18 protein-coding genes are annotated in these 22,506 nt (G+C 62.9%); 8 read left to right on the top strand and 10 right to left on the bottom strand.

What is annotated here, in order from left to right:
* Positions 1-72 precede the first annotated feature (72 nt).
* Entirely contained in the window at positions 73-1,455 is a 1,383-nt protein-coding gene (oiaK, locus tag VSR72_RS42665; RefSeq protein WP_342958192.1) for a 3-oxo-isoapionate kinase OiaK, read from the top strand.
* On the opposite strand, the gene VSR72_RS42670 is transcribed toward oiaK, so the two are convergent.
* A complete protein-coding gene (locus tag VSR72_RS42670) occupies positions 1,414-2,394 on the bottom strand; it encodes a LysR substrate-binding domain-containing protein (protein WP_342958193.1) in 981 nt (326 codons plus the stop codon). The two genes, oiaK and VSR72_RS42670, sit on opposite strands and share 42 nt — an antisense overlap.
* A 185-nt stretch (positions 2,395-2,579) precedes the next feature.
* Here VSR72_RS42670 and VSR72_RS42675 point away from each other — a divergent pair, with 185 nt between their 5' ends.
* Genes VSR72_RS42675 through VSR72_RS42695 form a run of 5 tightly spaced genes read left to right on the top strand, consistent with a single transcriptional unit; the run spans position 2,580 to position 9,266 of the window.
* A complete protein-coding gene (locus tag VSR72_RS42675) occupies positions 2,580-3,596 on the top strand; it encodes an ABC transporter substrate-binding protein (RefSeq protein WP_342958194.1) in 1,017 nt (338 codons plus the stop codon).
* Between the two features lie 17 nt (positions 3,597-3,613).
* Positions 3,614-6,070: an ATP-binding cassette domain-containing protein gene (locus VSR72_RS42680; RefSeq protein WP_342958195.1), complete on the top strand. Its 2,457-nt coding sequence runs from the start codon at positions 3,614-3,616 to the stop codon at positions 6,068-6,070.
* An 8-nt stretch (positions 6,071-6,078) separates the two neighbouring features.
* A complete protein-coding gene (locus VSR72_RS42685) occupies positions 6,079-7,083 on the top strand; it encodes an ABC transporter permease (protein ID WP_342958196.1) in 1,005 nt (334 codons plus the stop codon).
* Positions 7,070-7,984: an SMP-30/gluconolactonase/LRE family protein gene (locus VSR72_RS42690; RefSeq protein ID WP_342958197.1), complete on the top strand. Its 915-nt coding sequence runs from the start codon at positions 7,070-7,072 to the stop codon at positions 7,982-7,984. Before VSR72_RS42685 ends, VSR72_RS42690 begins: the two co-directional genes overlap by 14 nt.
* Positions 7,985-8,021: 37 nt before the next feature.
* Complete coding sequence (locus VSR72_RS42695) at positions 8,022-9,266, top strand: ribulose-bisphosphate carboxylase large subunit family protein (RefSeq protein WP_342958198.1); 1,245 nt, start codon at positions 8,022-8,024, stop codon at positions 9,264-9,266.
* A 71-nt stretch (positions 9,267-9,337) separates the two neighbouring features.
* Here the strand turns inward: VSR72_RS42695 and VSR72_RS42700 are convergent, their stop codons facing one another.
* The 5 genes from VSR72_RS42700 to glcD all read right to left on the bottom strand — a co-directional run bounded on the left by VSR72_RS42700 (position 9,338) and on the right by glcD (position 15,830).
* A complete protein-coding gene (locus tag VSR72_RS42700) occupies positions 9,338-11,509 on the bottom strand; it encodes a malate synthase G (protein WP_342958199.1) in 2,172 nt (723 codons plus the stop codon).
* Positions 11,510-11,610: 101 nt separating this feature from the next.
* Positions 11,611-12,012, bottom strand: a complete 402-nt coding sequence (locus tag VSR72_RS42705) for a heme-binding protein (RefSeq protein ID WP_342958200.1) — start codon at positions 12,010-12,012, stop codon at positions 11,611-11,613.
* A gap of 16 nt (positions 12,013-12,028) precedes the next feature.
* Positions 12,029-13,246 (bottom strand): glycolate oxidase subunit GlcF, encoded by a 1,218-nt coding sequence (glcF, locus tag VSR72_RS42710; protein WP_342958201.1) that lies wholly within the window; start codon positions 13,244-13,246, stop codon positions 12,029-12,031.
* Between the two features lie 11 nt (positions 13,247-13,257).
* Positions 13,258-14,334, bottom strand: coding sequence for a glycolate oxidase subunit GlcE (gene glcE, locus VSR72_RS42715; RefSeq protein WP_342958202.1), 1,077 nt, complete (start codon positions 14,332-14,334; stop codon positions 13,258-13,260).
* The gene (gene glcD / locus VSR72_RS42720) at positions 14,334-15,830 is read right to left on the bottom strand and encodes a glycolate oxidase subunit GlcD (protein WP_342958203.1); all 1,497 of its coding nucleotides are present in this window, start codon (positions 15,828-15,830) and stop codon (positions 14,334-14,336) included. Before glcD ends, glcE begins: the two co-directional genes overlap by 1 nt.
* Before the next feature lie 239 nt (positions 15,831-16,069).
* Here glcD and glcC point away from each other — a divergent pair, with 239 nt between their 5' ends.
* On the top strand, positions 16,070-16,846 hold the full coding sequence (gene glcC, locus VSR72_RS42725; RefSeq protein ID WP_342958204.1) for a transcriptional regulator GlcC: 777 nt from the start codon (positions 16,070-16,072) through the stop codon (positions 16,844-16,846).
* Positions 16,847-16,899: 53 nt separating this feature from the next.
* On the opposite strand, the gene VSR72_RS42730 is transcribed toward glcC, so the two are convergent.
* The 3 genes from VSR72_RS42730 to VSR72_RS42740 form a co-directional block, all read right to left on the bottom strand.
* Positions 16,900-18,177: an SUMF1/EgtB/PvdO family nonheme iron enzyme gene (locus tag VSR72_RS42730; RefSeq protein WP_342958205.1), complete on the bottom strand. Its 1,278-nt coding sequence runs from the start codon at positions 18,175-18,177 to the stop codon at positions 16,900-16,902.
* 134 nt (positions 18,178-18,311) lie between these two features.
* Positions 18,312-19,067 carry a helix-turn-helix domain-containing protein gene (locus tag VSR72_RS42735; protein WP_342958206.1) on the bottom strand — a complete coding sequence of 252 codons (756 nt, stop codon included), beginning with the start codon at positions 19,065-19,067 and terminating at the stop codon, positions 18,312-18,314.
* A gap of 182 nt (positions 19,068-19,249) precedes the next feature.
* Positions 19,250-19,711, bottom strand: a complete 462-nt coding sequence (locus VSR72_RS42740) for a universal stress protein (protein WP_342958207.1) — start codon at positions 19,709-19,711, stop codon at positions 19,250-19,252.
* A 328-nt stretch (positions 19,712-20,039) separates the two neighbouring features.
* Between VSR72_RS42740 and VSR72_RS42745 the strand changes: the two genes are divergently transcribed.
* Positions 20,040-21,602, top strand: coding sequence for an MFS transporter (locus VSR72_RS42745; RefSeq protein ID WP_342958215.1), 1,563 nt, complete (start codon positions 20,040-20,042; stop codon positions 21,600-21,602).
* A 157-nt stretch (positions 21,603-21,759) separates the two neighbouring features.
* Here VSR72_RS42745 and VSR72_RS42750 read toward each other — a convergent pair whose 3' ends face one another.
* Positions 21,760-22,350 (bottom strand): acyl-homoserine-lactone synthase, encoded by a 591-nt coding sequence (locus tag VSR72_RS42750; RefSeq protein ID WP_342958208.1) that lies wholly within the window; start codon positions 22,348-22,350, stop codon positions 21,760-21,762.
* Between the last annotated feature and the right edge of the window lie 156 nt (positions 22,351-22,506).

Genomic DNA, 22,506 nt, shown 5'->3' on the forward strand with positions numbered 1-22,506 from the left:
GATGGAGGGGGTGCCGCTTGCGCGCCATGCGGAACACAACACTGCGCTGAAGACTGCATTGGGGTTCTGGAAATGAGTGCTTCCGATCTCGCGACGTGGCCTGAGGGGTTGTTGCTCGCCTATTACGGTGACGACTTCACAGGTTCGACCGATGCCATGGAGGCGATGGCCGCTGCAGGCGTGCCAACGCTGCTCTGCCTCGATACGCCCAACCCCGGTCTGCTGGCGCGGTTTCCGGAGGTTCGGTGTGTCGGGCTTGCGGGCTCGTCGCGAGGGCGCACGCCCCAGTGGATGGACGACGAATTGCCGCGCGCCTTTTCCGCTCTGGCAGCGCTGGGCGCGCCGATCCTCCAGTACAAGGTGTGTTCGACGTTTGATTCGTCGCCCGGTATTGGCTCGATCGGACGTGCCATCGATATCGGCGTGCGAAGCATGCCTGGCAAATGGTCGCCAATGATCGTCGGCGCGCCGCGCCTGAAGCGCTATCAGGCGTTCGGCAACCTGTTTGCGTCGGTCGACGGGACCGGCTACCGGCTCGACCGTCACCCGACGATGTCGCGTCACCCGGTGACGCCGATGGACGAGGCAGACCTTCGCAGGCATCTGCAAAAACAGACTCCTCGGCAAATCGAGCTGGTGGATCTCGTGGAGATTCGTTCGGCGGCGGCAGCGGGGAAGGTGCGCCAACTGATGCGCGATGACCCTTCAGTTGTGCTGATCGACGTCCTCGATGAGGAAACGCTCGCCGCCTCTGGCCGGCTCGTGTGGGAGCAGCGCGGCGACGGGATTTTCACGGCGTCGTCTTCTGGACTTCAATACGCGCTAACGGCGTACTGGAGGCAAAGCGGGCTCGTACCGCAGACGCCACGGTTGCCGGTCGCGGACCCGGTTCAAGCGATCGCCGCGGTGAGCGGGAGTTGCTCGCCAGTAACGGCAGCCCAGATTCGCTGGGCGCGCGCCAATGGCTTTCATGTCGAACGTCTTGACTTGCGCCGCGTACTCGACGCACGACTGCACGAGGCCGAAGTCGATCGCGCCGTATCGCTCGCTGCGCAGGCGCTCGTGCGCGGACAAAGCGCACTCGTCTTCAGCGCGGAAGGTCCGGACGATCCAGACGTGATTGGCTTCGACGTGATTGCGAAAGAGGCGGGGCTGGCGCGATTCGATGCCGCGCGCCGGGTCGGCGAAAGCCTCGCGGAGATCATGCGGCGGCTGCTCGAACGTGTGCCCTTGAAGCGCGTTGTCGTCGCGGGCGGCGATAGTTCAGGCGAGGTGGCCGGCGCGCTTGGCATCTCTGCGTTGAGTGTCGCAGCGGGCATGGCGCCGGGGTCTCCGTTGTGCCGCGCGTGGTCGGACGACCCCGCGCGCGATGGCCTCGAGATTGTGCTAAAAGGCGGTCAGATCGGCACCGAGTCATTCTTCGGTTCGGTGCGCGAGGGCAGGGTGCTCGCGTGATGACGAAGCGAGCGCATACGTGTTCTTGCCTTCGTTCGCTTTCAGGAACGCTTTCATTTCGTTAAGGCTCCTGTTCATTTCCGACGTCAGCCAACGCTCCAGTTGTGTCACGTCCGTGTGCGTGCGCAGATGGGGCGCGACCCACAGGACGAGTTGTCGCGGGCCGGGCGCGAAACCGAACGGCGCGCACAGTTTCCCTGACATCAGATCGTCCATGACGAGCATCTGCGGAACGAGCGCGACGCCAAGACCGCATACGGCCGCTTGTATGAGCAGATAAAAGTGGTCGTACGTGCCGTCCGCCGCTCCGGGAACCGCCTCCACTTGCGTTGCGCTGAACCAGTCCGACCACGCTTCGGGACGCGTTCGCGTTGAAAGCAGGCGCGCTTTCGAGAGATCTTTCGGCGCAGCGAGGCCGATCGACTGTGCATAAGCCGGCGAGCACACCGGACCGATCCATTCGTCGATCAGATTGCGCTTGATGGCGTCCTTGGGCGGCTCGATCGTACTGGCGCGAATCGCGACGCTGATCTTGTCGCGCACGAAGTCGATCTGGTCGTAGTTCATGTTGAACTTCAGTTCCGTCTGAGGGTAGCGCTCATGAAAGCTCCCGATGCGCGGAATGAGCCAATACATCATGATCGACGCCGAGCACGAAAGCGTCAGCGATTCAGGCTTCAGTTGTTCGATGCTGGCGTCGATCAGGCTGAACGCCGTCGACAAACCTTCCGCGAGTCTCACGCCGTCGGGTGTGGGGTCCGACGACTGCGCCGAGCGCACGAGCAGCGTCACGCCGAGCGTCTCTTCGAGCGATTTGACCTGGCGGCTGATCGCGCCATGCGTCACGCAAAGTTCCTGCGCAGCAAGTGTAATGCTGTGCAGCCGGGCGACCGCCTCGAACGCGCGAAGGGCGTTCAGCGAAGGGCGGGGTTTGTGCATTGCTGTTTCCTCCTTGACGTTTCGAGTCTACACCGGCTGTGAGATTTTCTCACGCTGCGCAGAGAACAAATCGATTGTGATACAGGGCTGGCCTCACTAGAGTGGATGTGACAGTAAAACAAAAAATCACATCAACGGCGCTATCGGCATCCCTTGAATGCCGCGCCCAAGTCCAGGAGACAAGCATGAAGTTGCAGACACTCGTTGCCGCAATCGGCGCGCTTTCGTTCGCGCACGCCGCGATGGCTTCGGCAGACAAGCCGGTCATCGCACTGGCCAATGCCTACTACGGCAATACGTGGCGCCACCAGATGGTCGACTCGTTCGATGCCGCGGCCAAACAGGCGAAGGCGGAAGGAAAAATCGCCGACTACATCGTCGTGAATGGCGATGGTTCCGTTGCGCAACAGAACAGCCAGATTGCCGAGCTGATCCTCAAGAAGGTGGATGCGATTGCCGTCGATGCGGCCTCCGAAACCGCGGTGAACGGCATCATCCAGAAAGCCTGCCAGGCCGGCATCAAGGTCGTTTCCTTCGATTCGGTCGCGAGCGCGCCGTGCAATTACCAGCTCAATTTCGATTTCACCGGCTACAAGAAGCAGGAAGCCGAGTGGGTGATGAAGAAGATCGGCGGCAAGGGCAACATCATTCAGGTTCGCGGCGTAAAGGGCTCCGCGCCCGACAACGACATGTATAACGCGCAGATGGAAGTGCTCAAGCGCTATCCCGATGTCAAGGTCGTGGCCACCGTATATGGCCAGGCAACGGCATCGGTTGCACAGTCTGCCGTTGCCAACGTGTTGCCCAGCTTGCCTCACGTCGATGCCGTGCTCGGGCAGGGAGGCAGCGACGATTTCGGCATCGCACAGGCCTTCGAACAGTACGGCGGTCAGTATCGCGACAAGATGCCCGTGATCGAAGGCGGCGGCAGCACCGACTTCATCAAGTGGTGGGATGCGCAAAACAAGAAGAACGGTTACACCACGATCTCCATGAATACGACGCCCGGCATTGGGGCAGCCGCTTTCTATCTCAGTCTGTCACTTGTCAAAGGCGCCCAGCCGCCGAAGAAAATGATCATGCCCGTCGCCACGGTGACGCAGGACAATCTTAAGGACTACATCAATAATCCGTCCGGGATGATCGTCAGCCCGACGTATACGCAAGGCTGGGTGGATCAGCATCTTCTGGCAAGCAAGTGAGTGTGGGGGTGTCCCAGATGAACCGCGATGACACGGTGCTTTTGGAGAATCAGGCACGGCTGGTTGTGCGTGCCCGTAACCTCACAAAAGTGTATGGCCCGACCCGCGCGAACGACGACATTTCGATTGCTGTCGCCTGTGGCGACGTCATTGGACTCGTAGGCGGCAACGGTGCGGGCAAGAGCACGTTGATGCGGATGTTGTGCGGCGTGACGCCGCCCGATTCGGGAACGATCGATTTCGGCGACGATGCATCGACGCAGTCGGCCTACGATGCACTGGCCGCACAGCGACGCGGCATCCGTATCGTTCATCAGGAGTTGTCGCTGTGTTCGAACCTCTCGGTCGCAGAGAACTTTTTTCTGGAGGCACCACAGGCGGCGCGCGCATTGCCGGGGTGGCGTCAGGTCTATCGACAGCGCGCGCGTGAAGCCCTCGAAGCCGTTTTTCCCGGTCACGGAATCAATGTCGACGCAGAAGCGGGACGTCTGCCGATCGGCGAACGGCAGATGGTGGAAATCGCGCGAACGGTTGCCGCTCCCGGCGTCAAACTGGTCATACTCGACGAACCTACGTCTTCGCTCGGGCTCGAGCGCAGCCGCCAACTGCGTGCATATATTCACGCGAAGGCTGCCGAAGGCATCGCGTTCATCTTTATCAGCCACAAACTCCACGAGATCGTCGATGTCGCGACGCGCGTCTTGCTGCTTCGCAACGGGCGTCTCGAATGGGACGGGCTGGCGGCCGACGCGTCCGTGCCGGTGCTGGTGCGTCTCATGGGCGGAGAAGCCGCAGTCCTGCACGAAGCCGCCGCTGGGCATCAGGGCGGGGAAGGTGCGGTGCTGCTACGCCTCAGTGGCGGCGTAATGGGCGGCGAGAAGGCCGTCGAACTGCGCGCCGGGCAGATCGTGGGCCTCGCAGGGTTGGAAGGCAGCGGACAAAAGGAGTTGCTGCATCAGATATTCAAGCCTTCGAAACGCAACCTCACGCGCGTCCAGCGCGAGGGGATGGTCAACTTCGTTTCCGGTGACCGGCAACGCGAAGGCGTGTTCCCGTTGTGGAGCGTGCTTTCGAATATCTCACTGGGCAGTTTCGCATCGGGCTCACCGTTTCGGCCCGTCACGAGGTCTGCGGAGCGAGCCGTCGCGATCGATGCGGCTGAACGGCTCAGGCTGGATTCGAACCGCCTGGCGTCCGGCATCCTCGATCTGAGCGGGGGCAACCAGCAGAAGGCGTTGATGGCGAGAGCGCTGGTATCTCAGGCGTCCATCATCCTGCTTGACGATCCGACGCGCGGTGTCGACATCGCTGCCAAGCGCGACTTCTACAAGCTCGTAGCCGAGGTCGCACGTTCCGGACGACTCATCATCTGGCATTCGACCGAAGACCTCGAGTTTCTCGAATGTGATCGCGTGCTCGTATTTGCGGGCGGCCGGGTCGCATGCGAACTCGAAGGCAGCGAGATCAGCGAACAGGCGATAGTCGATGCTTCATTCGAGCAACCTGTCGCCGGATCGGGCGTCTCGCGCGGCGATGCAGAGGGCGGTTCGAAGGTGGGGCAGCGCATCGTTCAGATGGCGCCGTTCGTGAGCCTCGCGCTCGTTTTCGCGGCCATGATGATGGCCAATCCGAATACGGGATCCGTGTTTGGTCTCGATCTGCTTCTCGGCCCCGCGCTGCCGCTGGTGCTCGTTGCACTCGGGCAGATGTTCGTGATCGGGGGCAGCGAGATCGACCTTGGCGCAGGCGCCTTTGCCGGACTCGTGAACGTGCTGAGTGCGACGCTGCTCTACCAGCAGCCAGCGCTGGGCGTCTTCAGCCTCATCGCAGCGATGGCGTGTTACAGCGCGTTGGGCTGGCTGATTCAGGCGAGGCGCATTCCAGCCATTGTCATCACGCTTGGCGCATCGTTTATCTGGATGGGAATCGGCCATACGCTGCAGCCGACGCCGGGCGGCGCGAGTCCCGAGTGGCTCTCGAACCTGTTCACCTGGACCGTGCCGGGCGTACCCACGTCGCTCGTGCTGATTGTGGTCGCGGGCATGGTTGCGTGGGCGATCGATCGCTCTCCGTTTGGCGTGACGCTGCGTGCCTTCGGGAACAATGCCACCGCGATGTCACGGGCGGGGTGGTCGGCAGCCCGCTATGCGGCCCTGAGATATTGCGTCGCCGCGTCGTTCATCGCCGTAGCGGGGCTCGCGCTCACGGCGATCAACACCGCGAGCGACATCAATTCGGGCTCGAGCTATACCTTGCTCGGGGTGGCGGGCGTCGTGATCGGCGGCTGCAGCCTGATAGGCGGCAGGATTTCGTCGACCGGCGTCGTGGCCGGTGCGGTGGCGCTCTCGTTGATTGGCGCACTCCTCGGCTCGCTCAACGTGAGTTCCGACTACAACGCAGCGGTTCAAGGCTTGTTGCTCGTGATCATTCTGGCGCTCCGCGCGCTGGCCGTCCGAAAGGGGAATGAAGAATGAACCGCTCAATGTCCGCAAGACTCACTGAATGGTCCGCGCGTAATCGCTGGATATGGGCGGCCGCAGCCGTATTCCTGTTGTGGTTCGCGCTATCCCTCGTCACGAGCAGCTTCAGCTTGAACTCCCTCTCGGGCGTGGCCGTATCGAGTTCGTTTCTGGCGTTGTGCGCGCTCGGGCAGATGGTCGTGGTCACGTCCGGGCGTGGCAACATCGATCTCTCGATTGCTAGCGTCATGACCCTCAGTGCGTATCTCGCGCTGATCGTGATGGGTGGAAGTGACGCGCGACTTGCGCAGGGGTTGGCCGCGACGTTCGCCCTGGGGCTCGGTGTCGGCCTCGTGAATGCATTGCTAGTGGTGCTATGCCGTATCCCGGCGATCATCGCGACGCTGGCTACGGGATACATCCTCGCGACGGCGACGTTGCTTGCGAATCGCGCAATACCGGGATTCCATGTGGCGCCGACCATTCACTTTCTCGCGACGGGACGTGTCGGCGGCATTCCGGTCATCGTGCTGATTGCTTTGGGCGTCACGGTGGCGATTTCCCTGCTGCTCGGTTACACGGCCTATGGACGCATGCTGTCAGCAGTCGGTCAAAACGTGCGCGCCGCGCGCCTCGCGGGTGTGCGCACGTCGCTCGTCACGGCGAGTGCATTCGTAACCAGCTCGATTCTCGCCGCGTTCGCAGGCTTGCTGCTTGGCGCATACGTGGGCGGCGCCTTTCTCGAGATGGGGCAGCCTTACCTGCTGCAATCGCTCGGTGCGGTCGTACTTGGGGGCACCCTGATCTTCGGTGGCGGCGCGACGCCGCTCGGGACGCTCTTTGGCAGCATGCTGCTCGTGCTCCTCGTGACCACCATGCAAATCGCCGGTTTGCCGCCTGGCGTTCAGGACGTCGTGCAGGGGATTGTCATCATCACGGTTCTCGCGCTGGCAGGCGGCGGGGCGGTGCGCCGATCCGTGCGCCGCGCGATCAACGCACCGAAAGGCACAGGCTATGGCCGAACATGAATTCGAAGAACTCGACGAGCGATTTCGGGCGTGTGTACGGCAAAGTGAGAAGGTCAGGCAGCTTTTTGGGGGATGTCGCTGGGCGGAGGGGCCCGTTTATGTGCCGGCGGGTCGATACCTGTTGTGGAGTGACATCCCCAACGACCGTGTGATGCGATGGGACGAAACGGATGATCGCGTGAGCGTATTTTGCCAGCCCGCGAATTATGCCAATGGACACACGCTGGATCGGCATGGGCGTGTCGTGCGCTGCGAGCATGGTTCAAGGTCGGTGACTCGAACGGAACACGATGGAAGGGTCACGACGCTTGCCTCTCACTATCACGGAAATCGCCTGAATAGTCCCAACGATGTGATCGTAAAGTCCGACGGCTCGATCTGGTTCACGGATCCCACCTATGGAATCGACACGGACTTTGAAGGGCATATATCGACGCCTGAAATCGGCGCATCCAACGTGTATCGGATCGACCCGCATACGGGCGAATGCGAGATCGCAGCGGCGGACTTCGTGCGCCCCAACGGATTGGCATTTTCGCCGGACGAAAAACGCATCTATATCGTCGACAGTGGCGTGACGCACGTTCCGAACGGACCCAGGCACATCCGGGTATTCAAGCTTTCAAACGATCATCGGTTGGAGGGCGGCGAGGTGTTCGCGTCATGTACCGCAGGCATGTTCGACGGTATTCGGGTCGACAGCGCAGGTCGCCTCTGGGCCGGCGCCGCTGATGGGGTGCATTGTTTTTCGCCTGACGGGACGTTGCTTGGCAAGGTGCTAACTCCTGAGCCTGTCGCCAACGTTACCTTTGGCGGTCCGCAAATGAACATGCTTTTTATGTGCGCGACGACGTCGCTCTATGCGGTGAGGCTGCCAGTCAACGGCGCCCGCACGTTCTGAATAGCAATCGCAACATCTATTTACCAGGAGCCACACCGTGACCGAACGCATCTACGCCAGCTACTGGCTGGAAACGGGCGTTGACCCTCATCTTGCCGCGGACGTGATCGCAGGCGAGCAGTCGAGCGGGACCTTTGTCGCGCTGCCCACCGAGACGCCCGAGCTGAAAGCGCGCTCGGGTGCCCGGGTCGAACGGCTCGAAGTGCTGGGCCACAGCGGCACGCCGAGCCTGACCGGCGGCATCCCGTCTTCGCGCTACACGCAGTGTGCGCTGGAGCTGTCGTGGCCGATCGAGAACTTCGGGCCGTCGCTGCCGAACCTGATGTCCACGATCGCGGGCAACCTGTTCGAGCTGCGGCAGGTTTCGGGTCTGCGCTTGACGGGGCTGCGTCTGCCGCCGTCGTTCGCCGCCGCGTATCCGGGGCCGGCCTTCGGGATCGAGGGCACGCGTAGGCTCGCGGGTGTCGGGCGGGGCCCGCTGATCGGCACGATCATCAAGCCGAGCGTGGGGCTGTCACCCGAAGAGACGGCCCAGCAGGTGCGCGAGCTGGTGGCGGGCGGCATCGACTTCATCAAGGACGACGAACTGCAGGGCGACGGTCCGCACTGTCCGTTCGACGATCGGGTGCGTGCGGTGATGCGGGTGGTCAACGAGCATGCGGATCGCACAGGCAAGAAGGTGATGGTGGCCTTCAACCTGACGGGGGACCTGGACCAGATGAAGCGGCGCCACGACCTGGTGCTCGCACAGGGTGGCACGTGCGTGATGGCGGTGCTGAACTCGGTGGGTCTGGTGGGGCTGCATGAGCTGCGCCGCCACAGCCAGCTGCCGATCCACGCTCACCGTGCGGGCTGGGGGTATCTGACGCGCAGCGAGGCGCTGGGCTGGGACTATGCGCCGTGGCAGATGCTGTGGCGTCTGGCGGGCGCGGACCATCTGCACGTGAACGGTCTGCGCAACAAGTTCAGCGAGTCCGACGAGAGCGTGATTGCGGCGGCGCGCGCGGTGCTTTCGCCGGTGATGGAGCAGGCGCCGATGCACGCGATGCCGGTGTTCAGCTCAGGCCAGACGGGCCTGCAGGCGGCGGACACGTATGCGGCGATCGGCTGCGCGGACCTGATTCACACGGCGGGTGGCGGCATCTTCGGTCATCCGGGGGGCGTGGCGGCCGGGGTGGAGGCGTTGCGCGAAGCGTGGGTGGCGGCGATGGAGGGGGTGCCGCTTGCGCGCCATGCAGAACACAACACTGCGCTGAAGACCGCACTGGGGTTCTGGAAATGAGCGTGCCATAGGCGAAGCGATGGCTGGGCGGCATGATTCGCCGCTCAGCCATCGCGTTCGTGAAACGCGCGTTACTGCGCCTTCACTTCAAGACGGAACTTGTGAAGAAGCGGTTCCGTATAGCCACTCGGTTGCTCACAGCCCTCGAAGATCAGCGCGCGCGCCGCCCGGAAAGCGTACGAAGCGTCGAAGTTGGGCGCCATCGGCTTGTACTGAGGGTCGCCGGCATTTTGCCTGTCGACCACAGCGGCCATGCGCTTGAGGGTCTCTTCGACGAGTTCTCGATTCAGCACGCCATGGCGCAGCCAGTTTGCAATATGCTGGCTCGAGATGCGCAGCGTCGCGCGATCTTCCATCAGTCCGACATTGTGAATGTCGGGGACTTTCGAGCAGCCCACGCCCTGGTCGACCCAGCGGACGACGTAACCCAGAATACCCTGAGCGTTGTTCTCCACTTCGCTCCTGATTTCGTCCGCATTCCACTCCGCTTTTTCGACCACGGGCACGGTCAAAAGGCCTTCGAGGATCTCGTCCCTTACGCTGGAAAGCTGGGTGTGCTCGAGCGCTTTCTGAACGTCCTGAACGTTGACCTTGTGATAGTGCAACGCGTGCAAGGTTGCAGCGGTCGGAGAGGGGACCCACGCGGTATTCGCGCCGGCCTTCAATTGTCCGATTTTCTGCTCGAGCATTGCATGCATCAGGTCGGGCATCGCCCACATGCCCTTGCCGATTTGCGCGCGCCCGCGCAGGCCAGCCGCAAGACCCGTGACTACGTTGTTGCGCTCGTAGGCGGCAATCCACTGGCTCGACTTCATGTCGCCCTTGCGCATCATCGGGCCTGCTTCCATCGCCGTATGCATCTCGTCGCCGGTGCGGTCGAGGAAGCCCGTGTTGATGAAGGCGACGCGGGATGCGGCTTCTGCAATGCAGGCACCCAGGTTGACGCTTGTGCGGCGCTCCTCGTCCATGATGCCCATTTTGATGGTGTCGCGAGGGAGTCCGAGCAGGGCCTCCACGCGTGCGAACAACTGGTTGGCGAACGCCACTTCCGCCGGCCCGTGCATTTTCGGCTTGACGATGTACACGGCGCCCGTGCGGGAGTTCAGTTTGACCTTGCGGTCGTGCAGGGCGCAGAGCGTCGTCATGACCGCATCGAGAATGCCTTCCGGAATCTCGTTGCCATCGCGGTCGAGCACGGCCGGATTCGTCATGAGGTGGCCGACGTTGCGCACGAAAAGCAACGAACGTCCGTGTAACTTCACGGGCTGGCCGTCTGCGCCCACGTATTCGCGGTCTTCGTTGAGCTTGCGCGTGAACGTCTTGCCGCCTTTGCTGACCTCCTCGGCCAGCGTGCCATTCATCAGGCCGAGCCAGTTGCGGTACAGCTGCACCTTGTCCGCCGCGTCGACGGCAGCGACGGAGTCCTCGCAATCGATGATGGTGGACACCGCAGCTTCGAGCACGACGTCCTTGACGTGCGCAGCGTCGGTTTTGCCGATGGCGTCGTTGGCATCGATCTGAATTTCCAGATGCAGGCCATTGTGCTTGAGGAGCACCGCTTGAGGCGCGCCGGCGTCGCCCGTGTGGCCGATGAATTGCGAGGGGTCTTTCAGTTGCGTGTTACCGCTCTTGAGCGTGACGACGAGCGCGCCGTTTTCGACGGCGTAGCGGGTTGCGTCCGCGTGCGAGCCCGTAGCGAGCGGCGCGGCTTCATCGAGCAACTGTCGCGCGAACGCGATCACGCGCTCGCCGCGCTTCGGGTTGAACGAGGCGCCACGCTCTGCGCCGTCGGTTTCAGGAATGGCGTCGGTGCCGTACAGCGCGTCGTACAGGCTTCCCCAGCGCGCATTGGCGGCATTGAGTGCGTAGCGCGGATTGGACAGGGGAACGACGAGCTGCGGACCGGCTTGCTCCGAAATCTCGGAGTCGACGTCCTGCGTCGTTGCCCGGACACTCGCGGGCGCCGGGACGATGTAGCCGACGCTCTCCAGGAAGCCGCGATAGGCCTTCATGTCGCGGATCGGGCCGGGATGGGCGCGATGCCAGTTGTCCAGTTCCTGCTGCAGACGATCGCGTTCCGCGATCAGCGAGCGATTTTGCGGCGCAAGGTCGTGAACGATTGCGGAAAAGCCAGCCCAGAATTGCTGACTGTCGAGGCCGGTGCCCGGCAAGGCTTCCGTTTCGACGAACTTTTCGAGGGCCGGCGCCACTTTCAGGCCGTCGCGCTGGGACATTTGGGTCATTTCCTGCTCCATCGGGCGGACGGATGGGGGGCCGTCCGGAAGTTGTGGTGAAAACGGGCTGTACTTGCGGCTGTACTTCTGGCTGTACTTCTATTACGCCTCTAGATGATAGCCTGTGCCCCGGCTTTGGCGACCTGAGCGTCTTCGGCCGGCTTCACGCCCGAGACCCCCACAGCGCCGACGACCTGTCCGTTGACGATAACCGGAACACCGCCTTCCAGCGTTGCCACGAGCGGAGCGCTCACGAACGCGGTGCGCCCGTTGTTGATCATTTCCTCGTAGAGGCGCGATTCGCGTCGTCCGAGCGCCGAGGTCCGCGCCTTGCCGACGGCCATTTCCGCCCCGATCGGTGCGCAATCGTCGAGCCGTAGCATGCCGAGCAGATGGCCGCCATCGTCAACGACGGCGATTGCCACGGGCCATTTGTTCTTCTCGGCTTCGGCGCGCGCCGCGTCGAGGATGCGTGTCGTTTCGGCGAGGGTGAGCACAGATTTGGTTTGCATATCGGTATACCAGGAGTTATTGAAGGGCGTCTTCGACGAGTTCGATCCAGTGCCGCACGCGCGTGCGCCCGGCACCATCGAGGTGCGTTTGACAGCCTATATTCGCCGTCACGATGAGTTCGGGGCGACCGCTTTCGAGCGCGTCGAGCTTACGGTTGCGCAATGCGGTCGAGAGTTCGGGTTGCGTAATCGAGTAAGTGCCCGCGGAACCGCAGCACAGGTGGGCGTCGGGAACCTGCGTCAGGTCAAAACCGAGTCGTTCCAGGATGCCCTCGACTGCGCCCCCGAGCTTCTGGGCGTGCTGAAGCGTGCAAGGGCAGTGAAAGGCGACGCGTTTGCGACTGCCAGCTTTCAAGGCGTCGATGGGTTCTGCGCTCAACACTTCCGAGAGGTCGCGCGTCAACTCGCTGACGCGTGCTGCTTTCGCTGCATACTGCGCGTCGTTGCGTAACAGATGCCCGTACTCTTTAACGAAGGCCCCGCAACCGCTCGCCGTCTGAATGATGGCTTCGGCGCCCGCTTCGATGGCTGGCCACCACGCATCGATGTTGCGCCGGGCGCGCTCAAGGCCGGCATCCTGTGCGTTCAGGTGATACTCCGTCGCGCCACAGCATCCGCTCTGCGGCGCGGCGACGAGGCTGATGCCGAGTCTGTCGAGCACGCGCGCAGCCGCTGCATTCGTGTTCGGGGAGAGCGCTGGTTGCACGCAGCCCTCGAGAATCAGCATTCGCCGGGCATGTCTGGCTGGCGGCCGCTGCCTGGGTGTGACCACCTCGCGTGGAATTTTTTGCTGAAGCGAATGGGGTAGCAACGGACGCGCGAGGCGGCCCGCTTTCAGCAGCGTCCTGAACACGGCGGGCCGTGGAATAACCTGTTTGAGACCTTGCCGCAAAAGGCGTTCGCCGGACGGACGGCTTACCCGGCGTTCGAGTTCTGCTCGCCCGATGTCGAGCAACGTGTGATAAGTGACGCCCGACGGGCACGTCGTTTCGCAGTTCCGGCAGGTCAGGCAACGGTCGAGATGAAGTTGCGTTTTCTCCGTGACGTCTTGTCCTTCGAGCAATTGCTTGATGAGATAGATTCGGCCGCGAGGACCATCGAGCTCGTTTCCTAGCAACTGATAAGTGGGGCAGGTCGCGTTGCAGAAGCCACAGTGAACGCAGCTACGCAGAATCGATTCGGCTTCATCTGCGCGGGGGAGCGTTTTTGCCTGTTCGCTGAGATTGGTTTGCATGGTCTCTCGCTTCAGAGATCGGCGTACATGCGGCCGGGGTTGAAGATCGCACGTGGGTCCAGGCGGGCCTTGAGCGACTGGTGCAGGCGCATCAAGGGGGCGGGGAGTGGCATGAACGGGTTCTCCGATTCCGCCTGTGGCGAATAGCAGATGGCGTGACCACCCACGGCCTGCGCGATCGCGCGAATCGCATTGGCTGATGCATCGCTCTTGAGCCAGCGCTGTGCGCCGCCCCAATCGAGCAGGACGTCACCCGGCAGAGGCATCAACGCTGTCGCGTTGGGCAGAGACAGCCGCCAAAGCGGCCGCGGGTCCGCGAAAAACGGCAGGCATTGCTCGCGGAGATTCGCCCAGAACGACATGCCGAGGTCATCGCCGCCCATCCGGTCGATCGCCGATGCCACGGAGCCCTCGCCGCCCTCCAGGCGCACGTGAAGCCAGCCGTCCATGTAGCAGGCGCCGGTTACCGGGAGCGCGCTTCGTCTCCAGTTCGACAGTTCCGCCATGGCCTCGCTGGCATTGATGGCGAGCCGAACACTGCGCGCGGCTCTCGGCTTGGGCAGGACTTTTAGCGAAACTTCGGTCAGCACGCCGAGACAACCAAAACTGCCGGCGGCGAGTCGGGCCATGTCATAGCCCGCGACGTTCTTCATCACTTCGCCACCGAAACGCAGGTGTTTGGCCGTGCCCGTAATCAGGCGGCAACCCAGCACGAAATCGCGCATCGACCCCGCCCACGGACGCCGCGGACCGGAAATCCCGCTGGCGACCGCGCCACCGAGGGTCGCCACACCGTCAAACTCTGGCGGCTCGCAGGGAAGCGTCTGGCCTGCGGCGTCCAGCGCCGCGGCAAGTTCGGAGATCGGCGTTCCGCATCGCGCGGTGATGACCAGTTCAGTCGGCTCATAACGGACGATTCCGCTATGACTGCGGGTATCCAGTTCTACGGCTTGAGCGGGAGCCGCCCGGCCGAGGAACGACTTGCTTTTGCCGCCGCGTATGGTGATTGCGGTACGCGTCAATGCAGCGCGGGCGACCTCGTCAACCAGCCGATCGCTGTCATCCATTGGAATCGGAGTTTGCCGCATCAGAATCTCTCCAGTTCAGGAAACGGCATGACGCCATGATGGATATGCATCGAGCCAAATTCAGCACAACGATGCAGTGTCGGAATGTTTTTGCCTGGGTTCAGGAGTCCCTTCGGGTCGAACGCAGCCTTGAGTGCGTGGAACAGGGTCAGCTCGTCGGCGTTGAACTGTGCACACATCTGGTTGATCTTTTCCCGACCGACACCGTGCTCGCCAGTGATGCTGCCGCCCACCTTGACGCACAGCTCGAGGATGGCGCCGCCGAGCGCCTCCGCGCGTTCTGTTTCTCCGTCGTTTGCGTCGAAAAGAATCAGCGGATGAAGATTGCCATCTCCCGCATGGAATACGTTTGCCACGCGCAACCCATATTCGTTGGACAGCCGTTCGATGCCTGCAAGCACGCCGGGCAACTCCCGGCGCGGGATGGTGCCGTCCATGCAGTAGTAGTCCGGCGAGATACGGCCGACAGCCGGGAACGCATTCTTGCGCCCCGCCCAGAACTTTTGCCGCTCGGCTTCGTCACGGGCCAGTCTGACGCTGGTCGCACCAGCCGCACGCAAAAGCGCCTCGACCTGATCGCATTCTTCCGCGACGTCGCTCTCCGCGCCGTCGACTTCACACAGGAGAATTGCCGCTGCATCGACGGGGTAGCCGGCATGGATGAAGTCTTCGGCAGCGCGAATGGCGAGGTTGTCCATCATTTCAAGACCACCCGGAATAATGCCGGCTCCAATGATTTCGGCAACCGCTGAACCGGCTCGTTCGACGTCGTCAAAGCTGGCCAGGAGCACGCGAGCGCTTTGTGGTCGGGTCAGTAGCTTGACCGTGACCTCGACAACAATGCCCAGCATCCCCTCGGAACCCGTGAAGAGGGCGAGCAGATCGAAACCTGGAGAGTCGAGGGCGTCCGAGCCCAGCGTCACGTGTTCGCCTTCGATCGTGAGAATCTCGAGCTTGAGAATGTTGTGAACAGTCAGGCCGTATTTGAGGCAATGAACGCCGCCTGCATTCTCGGCCACATTCCCGCCGATGGAGCAGGCGATTTGCGATGAGGGGTCGGGTGCGTAGTACAGGCCGTATTGCGAGGCGGCCTGCGAAATGGCCAGATTGCGCACCCCCGGCTGGACGCGAGCCGTGCTGGCCTCGGGGTCGATCTCGACAATGCGATTGAAGCGCGCCATGACCAGCAGAATGCCTTTCTCCAGCGGCAATGCGCCGCCGGAAAGGCCTGTGCCGGCGCCGCGGGCGACCACCGGAATCTGCGCTTCGTGCGCATACCGCAACAACTTTTCAACCTGCTCGACGGTTTCCGGAAGCGCGACGAGTAACGGGGTCGTCCGGTATGCCGAAAGCCCGTCGCACTCAAAGGGCCGCAGATCCTCTTCCTCGTGCAGGATCGTCAGATCGGGAACGCGTGAACGCAATGCGCCGACCACTGTGGCCCTGTCGTGAGTGACGAGCGGTCCGTCGAGCGCTTCGTCGTACCGATAGCTCATTCGATGTCTCCTCGCCTTGTCCAGCGGGTCCCGGTGACCCTCCGGCAAGCGTCTGGGAGCAGATTGTTGCCGCGCAGCCGCGGTATGTCGATGGGTTGGTCCAGTGGTCGTACCAGTTTTTTGCCTTCTTGATGGACTTGGCTTGCGTTTAGCCCGCCCATTTGTGCATCATTCTGTGTAATCAAAAAATCCATGAACTTCTGATTTTTACTGGTCAGACCACTTTGTCTGGATGAACTATGGATACCCGGGAGCTTCTCGATGCGGAGCCGATCCGCCAGGTCGCAGATGTCGTTGCCGAGCGCATCGAGCGGCTGATCGTCGATGGCGTGCTGAAGACTGGCCAGTCACTGCCCTCCGAGCGAAGGCTGGTGGAGAAGTTAGGGGTCTCGCGGACCGCGCTGCGCGAAGGCCTGAAGCTTCTGCGGGCGCGAGGCATCATCGAGACGTCGCACGGGCGAGGGTCGTACGTTGCCAGCCTGACCGCGAAAGCGGAGACTTCTCCGCTGATGCATTTGCTCGGATCTCAGCCGCGTACGCTCTACGATCTGTTCGAGGTTCGCGCTCTGCTGGAGGCCGAATCTGCACGACTGGCAGCGCTAAGGGGCACGCCGGCGGACCATATCCTGATCAAGCGGCGCTACGACGAGATGGTCGAAGCCCATGGAGCAGAAACCAGTCCATCGGTTCACGCGAGGCTCGATCACGCCTTTCATCTTGCCATTTGCGAGGCGTCGCACAATCCTGTGCTAGTGCATACGCTTAGTTCTCTTACGGATCTATTGCTGAGTTCCGTCTTCGCGTCGGTCAACAATCTCTATCACCGGGAGCCACACAAACGCGCGATCGATCGACAGCACGCGCGCCTGTTCAACGCGGTAGTGGGTAAATTGCCCGAACAGGCAAGGAAAGCCGCCGCCGATCATATCAATGGCGTCTGTGCGAGCTTGCGTGAGATCGAACAGGAAGAGCAGCGGCTTGTTCGTGCGACCCTCCGGCTGGAAGGATGGGACTGACAGGGCGTGCCCAAGCGATAGCCGATCGATTGCCTCGACTATCGCTTGATTGGTCAATCCCGAACGCAGCGAAATCCCGCATAAACATACTGGTAACGCGGCTGAAACCAGTTACGGAACGTGGGCCGCAACATGCATTGCGCGGTGCGCGGCGAGCCGCCTTTCATTGCGTAGTGTTGACCGTCGAAAAAGTTTGCCGAGTACCCCTCGTAGAACGGGAACGCCTTGAAACCCGGCAGCGGTCCGAAGAGCGTGGACGTCCATTCCCAGCCGTTGCCGTACAGGCCTTCTACGCCCCACGTGCTGGCGCTGTCCGGTGTGGCGTCCACGGCCACAGGGTTCCAGTCGCGGAAATCGAAGTTGTCGGTGCGGCCCGGCAGCGCGCCATGCGCCGCGCGCTGCCACTGAGCCTCGCTTGGCAGCGCCATGCCGCGCCAGCGCGCAAAGGCGCTGGCTTCGGCGTGGCTCACATACACGGGCCACGCAAGCGGCAACGCGATGTCTTCGAACATCGTGCGCAACTGCCAGCCTTCGGGGCCGCGCGACCAGAACACGGGGTGCGCCACGTGCGCGCTTTCCTTCCACGCCCAGTCGGCGTCGTTCCAAAGGTCGCGCCTGTCGTAGCCGCCATCCTCGATGAATTCGAGAAACGCGCCGTTCGTGACCATGTAGCGGTCGATCTCGAAGGCCGGCACGTCGACCTGCTGCTCGCCGAATTCGTTGTCCCAGCCGAAAAGTCCACGCTCGACGGTCATGCCGAGCTCCGTGCGGCCCGCAGGCACCTGAACCGTCCCGGCCGCGATTGTGCGGAGCGGGTCGGCGCGCGCGGCCGTTGCGGCGGGCGCCTGCTTTTGCTCGAACGGCAACTGGTGGAGCATGTAAGCGAGCGTTTCGACATGCATGAGCCGATGTTCAATCGCTACGTTCAGCAACTGCCCCGGCGTGTCGTGATTGGAGACGTCGGGCGGCAGGTCGAGCGTCGAGAGCTGCGCGTCGATGCGGCTGCGCGCATCGCGTCCGTAGGCAAGCACTTCGGCGAGGTCGGGCCAGTCGGCGGGGGTATCGGTCGGCAGGCCGCCATCGACGGGATCGATGCCGAATGCGAACAACTGGTCGAGGCGCGCATCGGCGGAGGGCACGTCGAACAGGCGCTTGTCGAAGAGATTGCGGTCAAATGCTTCCAGATGACCGATGTAGAACACGATGCGGTGACGCTCGCGAATGGGCCGCTCGTAGAGGAACTCGGGCCTGACGACGTTGAAGAGCGCGTCGCTGGCGGCGCGCGCCGCTTCGAGGCGCGCAGCGAGCGTGGGGGATTGCGGGAGATGCATTTCGGCGATTCTCCTTGCTGGGGGCGTAGTACGAAACTTTAACCCTGCGCAGGAGTTGTGCCAACGGAGATGCCGTGCCGACGAGGTACCGGGCGTGCACCCCGAGCGGGCGGCCCGCCCGGGGTTTGCGCGAATTACAGATGCCGCAGACCTTCGAGATCGATGATACGGATCAGCTTGCCCTGTGCGTCGATCAGGCCGCGCTTTTGAAATCTCGACAGGGTGCGGCTCACCGTTTCGAGCGTCATGCCGAGATAGCTGCCCATGTCCTCGCGCGTCATGCGCAGGTTGAACTCCGCATGCGAATACCCGCGCTGCCCATTGCGTTCGGAAACGTCCAGCAGGAACGCGGCGACGCGTTCGTCGGCGGAGAGCGAGCCGAGCACCATCATTTGCGACGATTCCCGGATAAGCTGCTCGCTCATGAGGCGGTGCAGCCGGTCTTGCATGGCGCCGGCTTCGCGGCACAAATGCTTGAGCGCCGAGTAGGGAATGATGCAGACCGAGCTGTCTTCGAGTGCCACGGCGCTGCAGGTGTGGGAGCCGGTGCTGATGCCGTCGAGGCCGAGCGGGTCGCCGGCCAGACGCAGGCCGGTTACCTGCTCGCGGCCGTCGCGGTGCGCCATGACTGTCTTGAGCGAGCCGGAACGCGCGACGTAGAGATTGTCGAACGTGTCGCCTGCGCGGTACACGGCTTCGCCGCGCCGCACACTGCGTGCGGAGCAGATCAGTGCTTCGAGTTTCGGAAGGTCGTCGAGTGTGAGGCCCTGCGGCATGCACAGGTGCCGCATGGCGCAAACCGAACAGCGCGTGGACGTGCGCGGTGCCGCCGCGGGCGTGCGATTGCTGCGGCGCACAGTGGTATGAGAAACGACGTTAGGATTCAGCATCGACAATGCTCCTTTGATCTCTGTCCAGGCATTGTCTACCGGGGTCGAATCTCAGATTGGTGGCAAAGTGACGCGCTTTTGAGATGCTTGGTGTTGAGCCTTGTCAGAAGGCGCTTGCGCGCCGTCTGACGGAGCGCAAGCGACTTTTCAATAACACGCAAAACTGCGTGCACCCGATGCGGCTACTCCTCTGCATTTCCAGCGGCCGACGGGATGAGCAGGACGGGCAGGGTGGACTGCCGCACGCAGCGTTCGGCGACGCTGCCGAGGATGAGGCGCTGGAAGCCGCGGCGGCCGTGCGTGCCCATCACGATCAGATCGGCGCCTGCGGTTTTCGCGGCGCTGAGCACGAGCGTCGGCACGTCGTCGAGCGAGGAGGCTTCGCCCGTGAGCATGGCGCCTTGCACGCCACGCTCGCCCATCGCCTTGTTCATCTCTTCCGCGAGTTCGTTGCCCTGCGCGATCATCTGGTTGCGCAGGATCGACGGGTCGTAGCCGGGCGCGTCGAAATACATGGGCGTGTTCTCGATCACGTAATACGGCTGCAGGGTCGCGCCCATCGCTTTCGCCAGGTCGAGCGCGGCTTCGAAGGCGCGGCGCGATGTGGCGCTGCCGTCGACGGCGACAAGGATGCGTTTGTACATAAAACCTCCTCTTCAAGTGGATCGAGAATCGCGCGGCCTCTGGGCGATGCCGTGAAGAGGCGGGCGCGGCGTGTCGTGACTGGCGAGAAGCTTAATGGATCGCAACTGAAGATGCAGTCGGACTGTATGAAATGTGGAAGGAACGAGTAGGAAGATCAAGTGGGTTGCGTCGGAATACCGCAGCGCCGCCTGGTTTTCGTTTGCTACGGCGTTTTGTTGCACGCGCACCGGCATCCCGCTATCGTTGCCTCTTTTTCGCTCCGCGCAGTCTTCCCCTTCCGTGAAACCATCCTCCGCTAACCTGCCGTTTCGCGACGCGCTGCTGGCCATGCTCGGCATTGGCCTCGTCAACATGCTCGTCGCGCTCGATCAAACCGTCGTCAGCACCGCTTTGCCGTCGATCGTCGCCGAACTGCACGGCTTCGAGTTCTATGCGTGGATCGCGAGCGCCTACCTGCTGGCTTCGGTCGTGACGGTGCCCGTGTTCGGCCGGCTCGGCGATTACTTTGGCCGCAAGCGCTTCGTAATCGCCGCGGTGATCGTTTTCACAGTGGCCTCCGTGCTGTGCGGGCTCGCGACCGACATGCGCTTTCTCGCAGCGGCGCGCGCGCTGCAGGGCGTGGGAGGCGGGATGATGGTGGGCACCGCGTTCGCCTCGATTCCCGATCTCTTTCCCGACCCGCGCGCTCGCGTGCGCTGGCAAGTCGTCATGGCGGCCGCCTATGGCATCGGCACAGCGGCGGGTCCGTCGCTGGGCGGCTGGCTCAGTGAGCACTTTGGCTGGCGCTCGACCTTTCTCGTCAATCTGCCGGTTGGCGTGCTTGCACTTTATTTCATCTGGGCGCATCTGCCGCGCTACCAGCCGGCGCGCACCGGCGAGGTGCGCATCGACTGGACGGGCGCCGTGCTCGTCGCGCTGGTGCTGGGCGCTTTCCAGACCTTGATCGAGGCGGTGCCCAAGAGCGGCCTGACGACCGGCAACGCCGTGCTGGCGGCTGCGGTACTCGCCGGCGCGGCGGCGCTGCTAGTCTGCGAGCGCCGCGCGACGCACCCGATCATTCCGCTCGACCTGTTTCGCGACCCGCAACTCGTCACGTTGTTTACGCTCTCGACGCTGTCGGGCTTCGTGATGTTCTCGCTGATCTTTTTCGCGCCGCTGCTGCTGCAGGGCGGGTTTGGGCTCTCGCCCCAGGAGGCGGGACTGCTCGCCACGCCGATCGCCGCCTGTATCGCGCTAGGCAGCCTGATCAACACGCGCATTGTGATCCGGCTGCGCAAGCCCACGACGATCCTCACGGTCGGTTTCAGCCTGCTGGTCGCGGCCTCCGCCGGTCTTGCCTTCGCGTCCCGGCATACGGCACACCTGTGGCTCGAGCTGGCGATGTCGGCGGTGGGTATCGGGCTCGGTTTCATCCTGAACAATCTGAATATTTTCGGCCAGGAAATTGCCGGGCGGGAGCGTTTCGGCATTACGACCGCCTTGCTGCAATCCACGCGCATGGTGGGCGGCATGCTCGGCACGAGTGTCGTGGCCACCATCGTCAATCATCGCTATGCGGCCGGTGTGGGCGACGCGCTGGCCGTGCTCGGCGCGCCGCTGCAACAGCGCTGGCTGCCGCAGCTCGCCGATCCGCGCGTGCTGATCGACCCGTCGTTGCGTGAGGGCCTCGTTGCGCAGATGAAGGCGGCGGGGCTCGACGGCGCGGCCCTGATCGATGCGGTGCGCCACGTGCTCGTGGATGCGATCCATCTGGGGATCGGCCTGACGGGCTGCGCGGCGCTCGCGGCGGCCCTGTGCGTGGGGCGGATTTCTCACATCCGTTTCAGCCGCAGCGCCTCAGCGGCACAGAAAAGCGGCGAGCCGAGCGCCGACGAGGTCAAGGCAGATTGAGGCTGACTGCGGGCCACGCTGGCGTCCGGCGCCAGCGTGGCGCCGGAATTTGTCATTTCATATCATATTTGTCAGACAAAAACAACGACGTACCTGCCTGCGCGAGGGAGGCCGCGGCACCCAGCCAGCGTGCATCTGTCCCTCTGCGGCGTCGTCCTCACGCGGCATGGGCCATCGCCCCGAACAGCGCGTGGTGCGTCTGCTGGCTCATGGCGATTTCCAGCGCGACAGCATTCTCCACGCCAATGCGCATCGGCGCGCCGAGCCGCGTCAACTCGATGCCCGTACGGCGCAGCAGGCGCTCCATCGGCGTCGTGGTCACCGTCACATAGCTGCTGATGCCCGCGCGGTCGGCGAACGAGACGACCGCGCGCATCGCGCTCAAGGTCACGTCGGCAAAGCCGAATGCCTGGTCGTTGCCCGACTCGATGGCAAAGCGGCTCAGTTCCCAGATGTTGCGGGCCTTGGGTGCGGCGTTGCCCTGCAGCAGTTGCGGGAAGGTGTCGCGCAACATGTTGGGGCCTTCGGTGGGCATCAGGCGCCAGCAGCCGCGCACGTGGCCCGTGCCGTCCTGAATCAGCATGTAATGGGGCCCGAGCGCGTCGTAGCCGTCGATTTCCATCCCCGCGATGGTGGGGATGTCCCAGCCCATGCGGTCGCGGAACACGCGCGCGCGCAGGCGGTACATCTCATTGATGTCCTCGTTGTCGAAGTCCTGTCTCAGTCCGATCCGTATCGCAGCTTGCATGACAACTCTCCCGATTTGTGTGGAAGCGCGGCAGTACGGTTCGAAAGCTATGCGTTATGAATATAAAAAAACACCTATCTAGATAGGTAGGTGCGCAGATAGGGCCTCTTAAGGAGAATCACTTCCGCGGCAGTCACTCATCAGGCATATCTGACA

The organism is Paraburkholderia sp. JHI869 (assembly GCF_038900775.1).
In the GTDB taxonomy this organism is placed as follows: domain Bacteria; phylum Pseudomonadota; class Gammaproteobacteria; order Burkholderiales; family Burkholderiaceae; genus Paraburkholderia.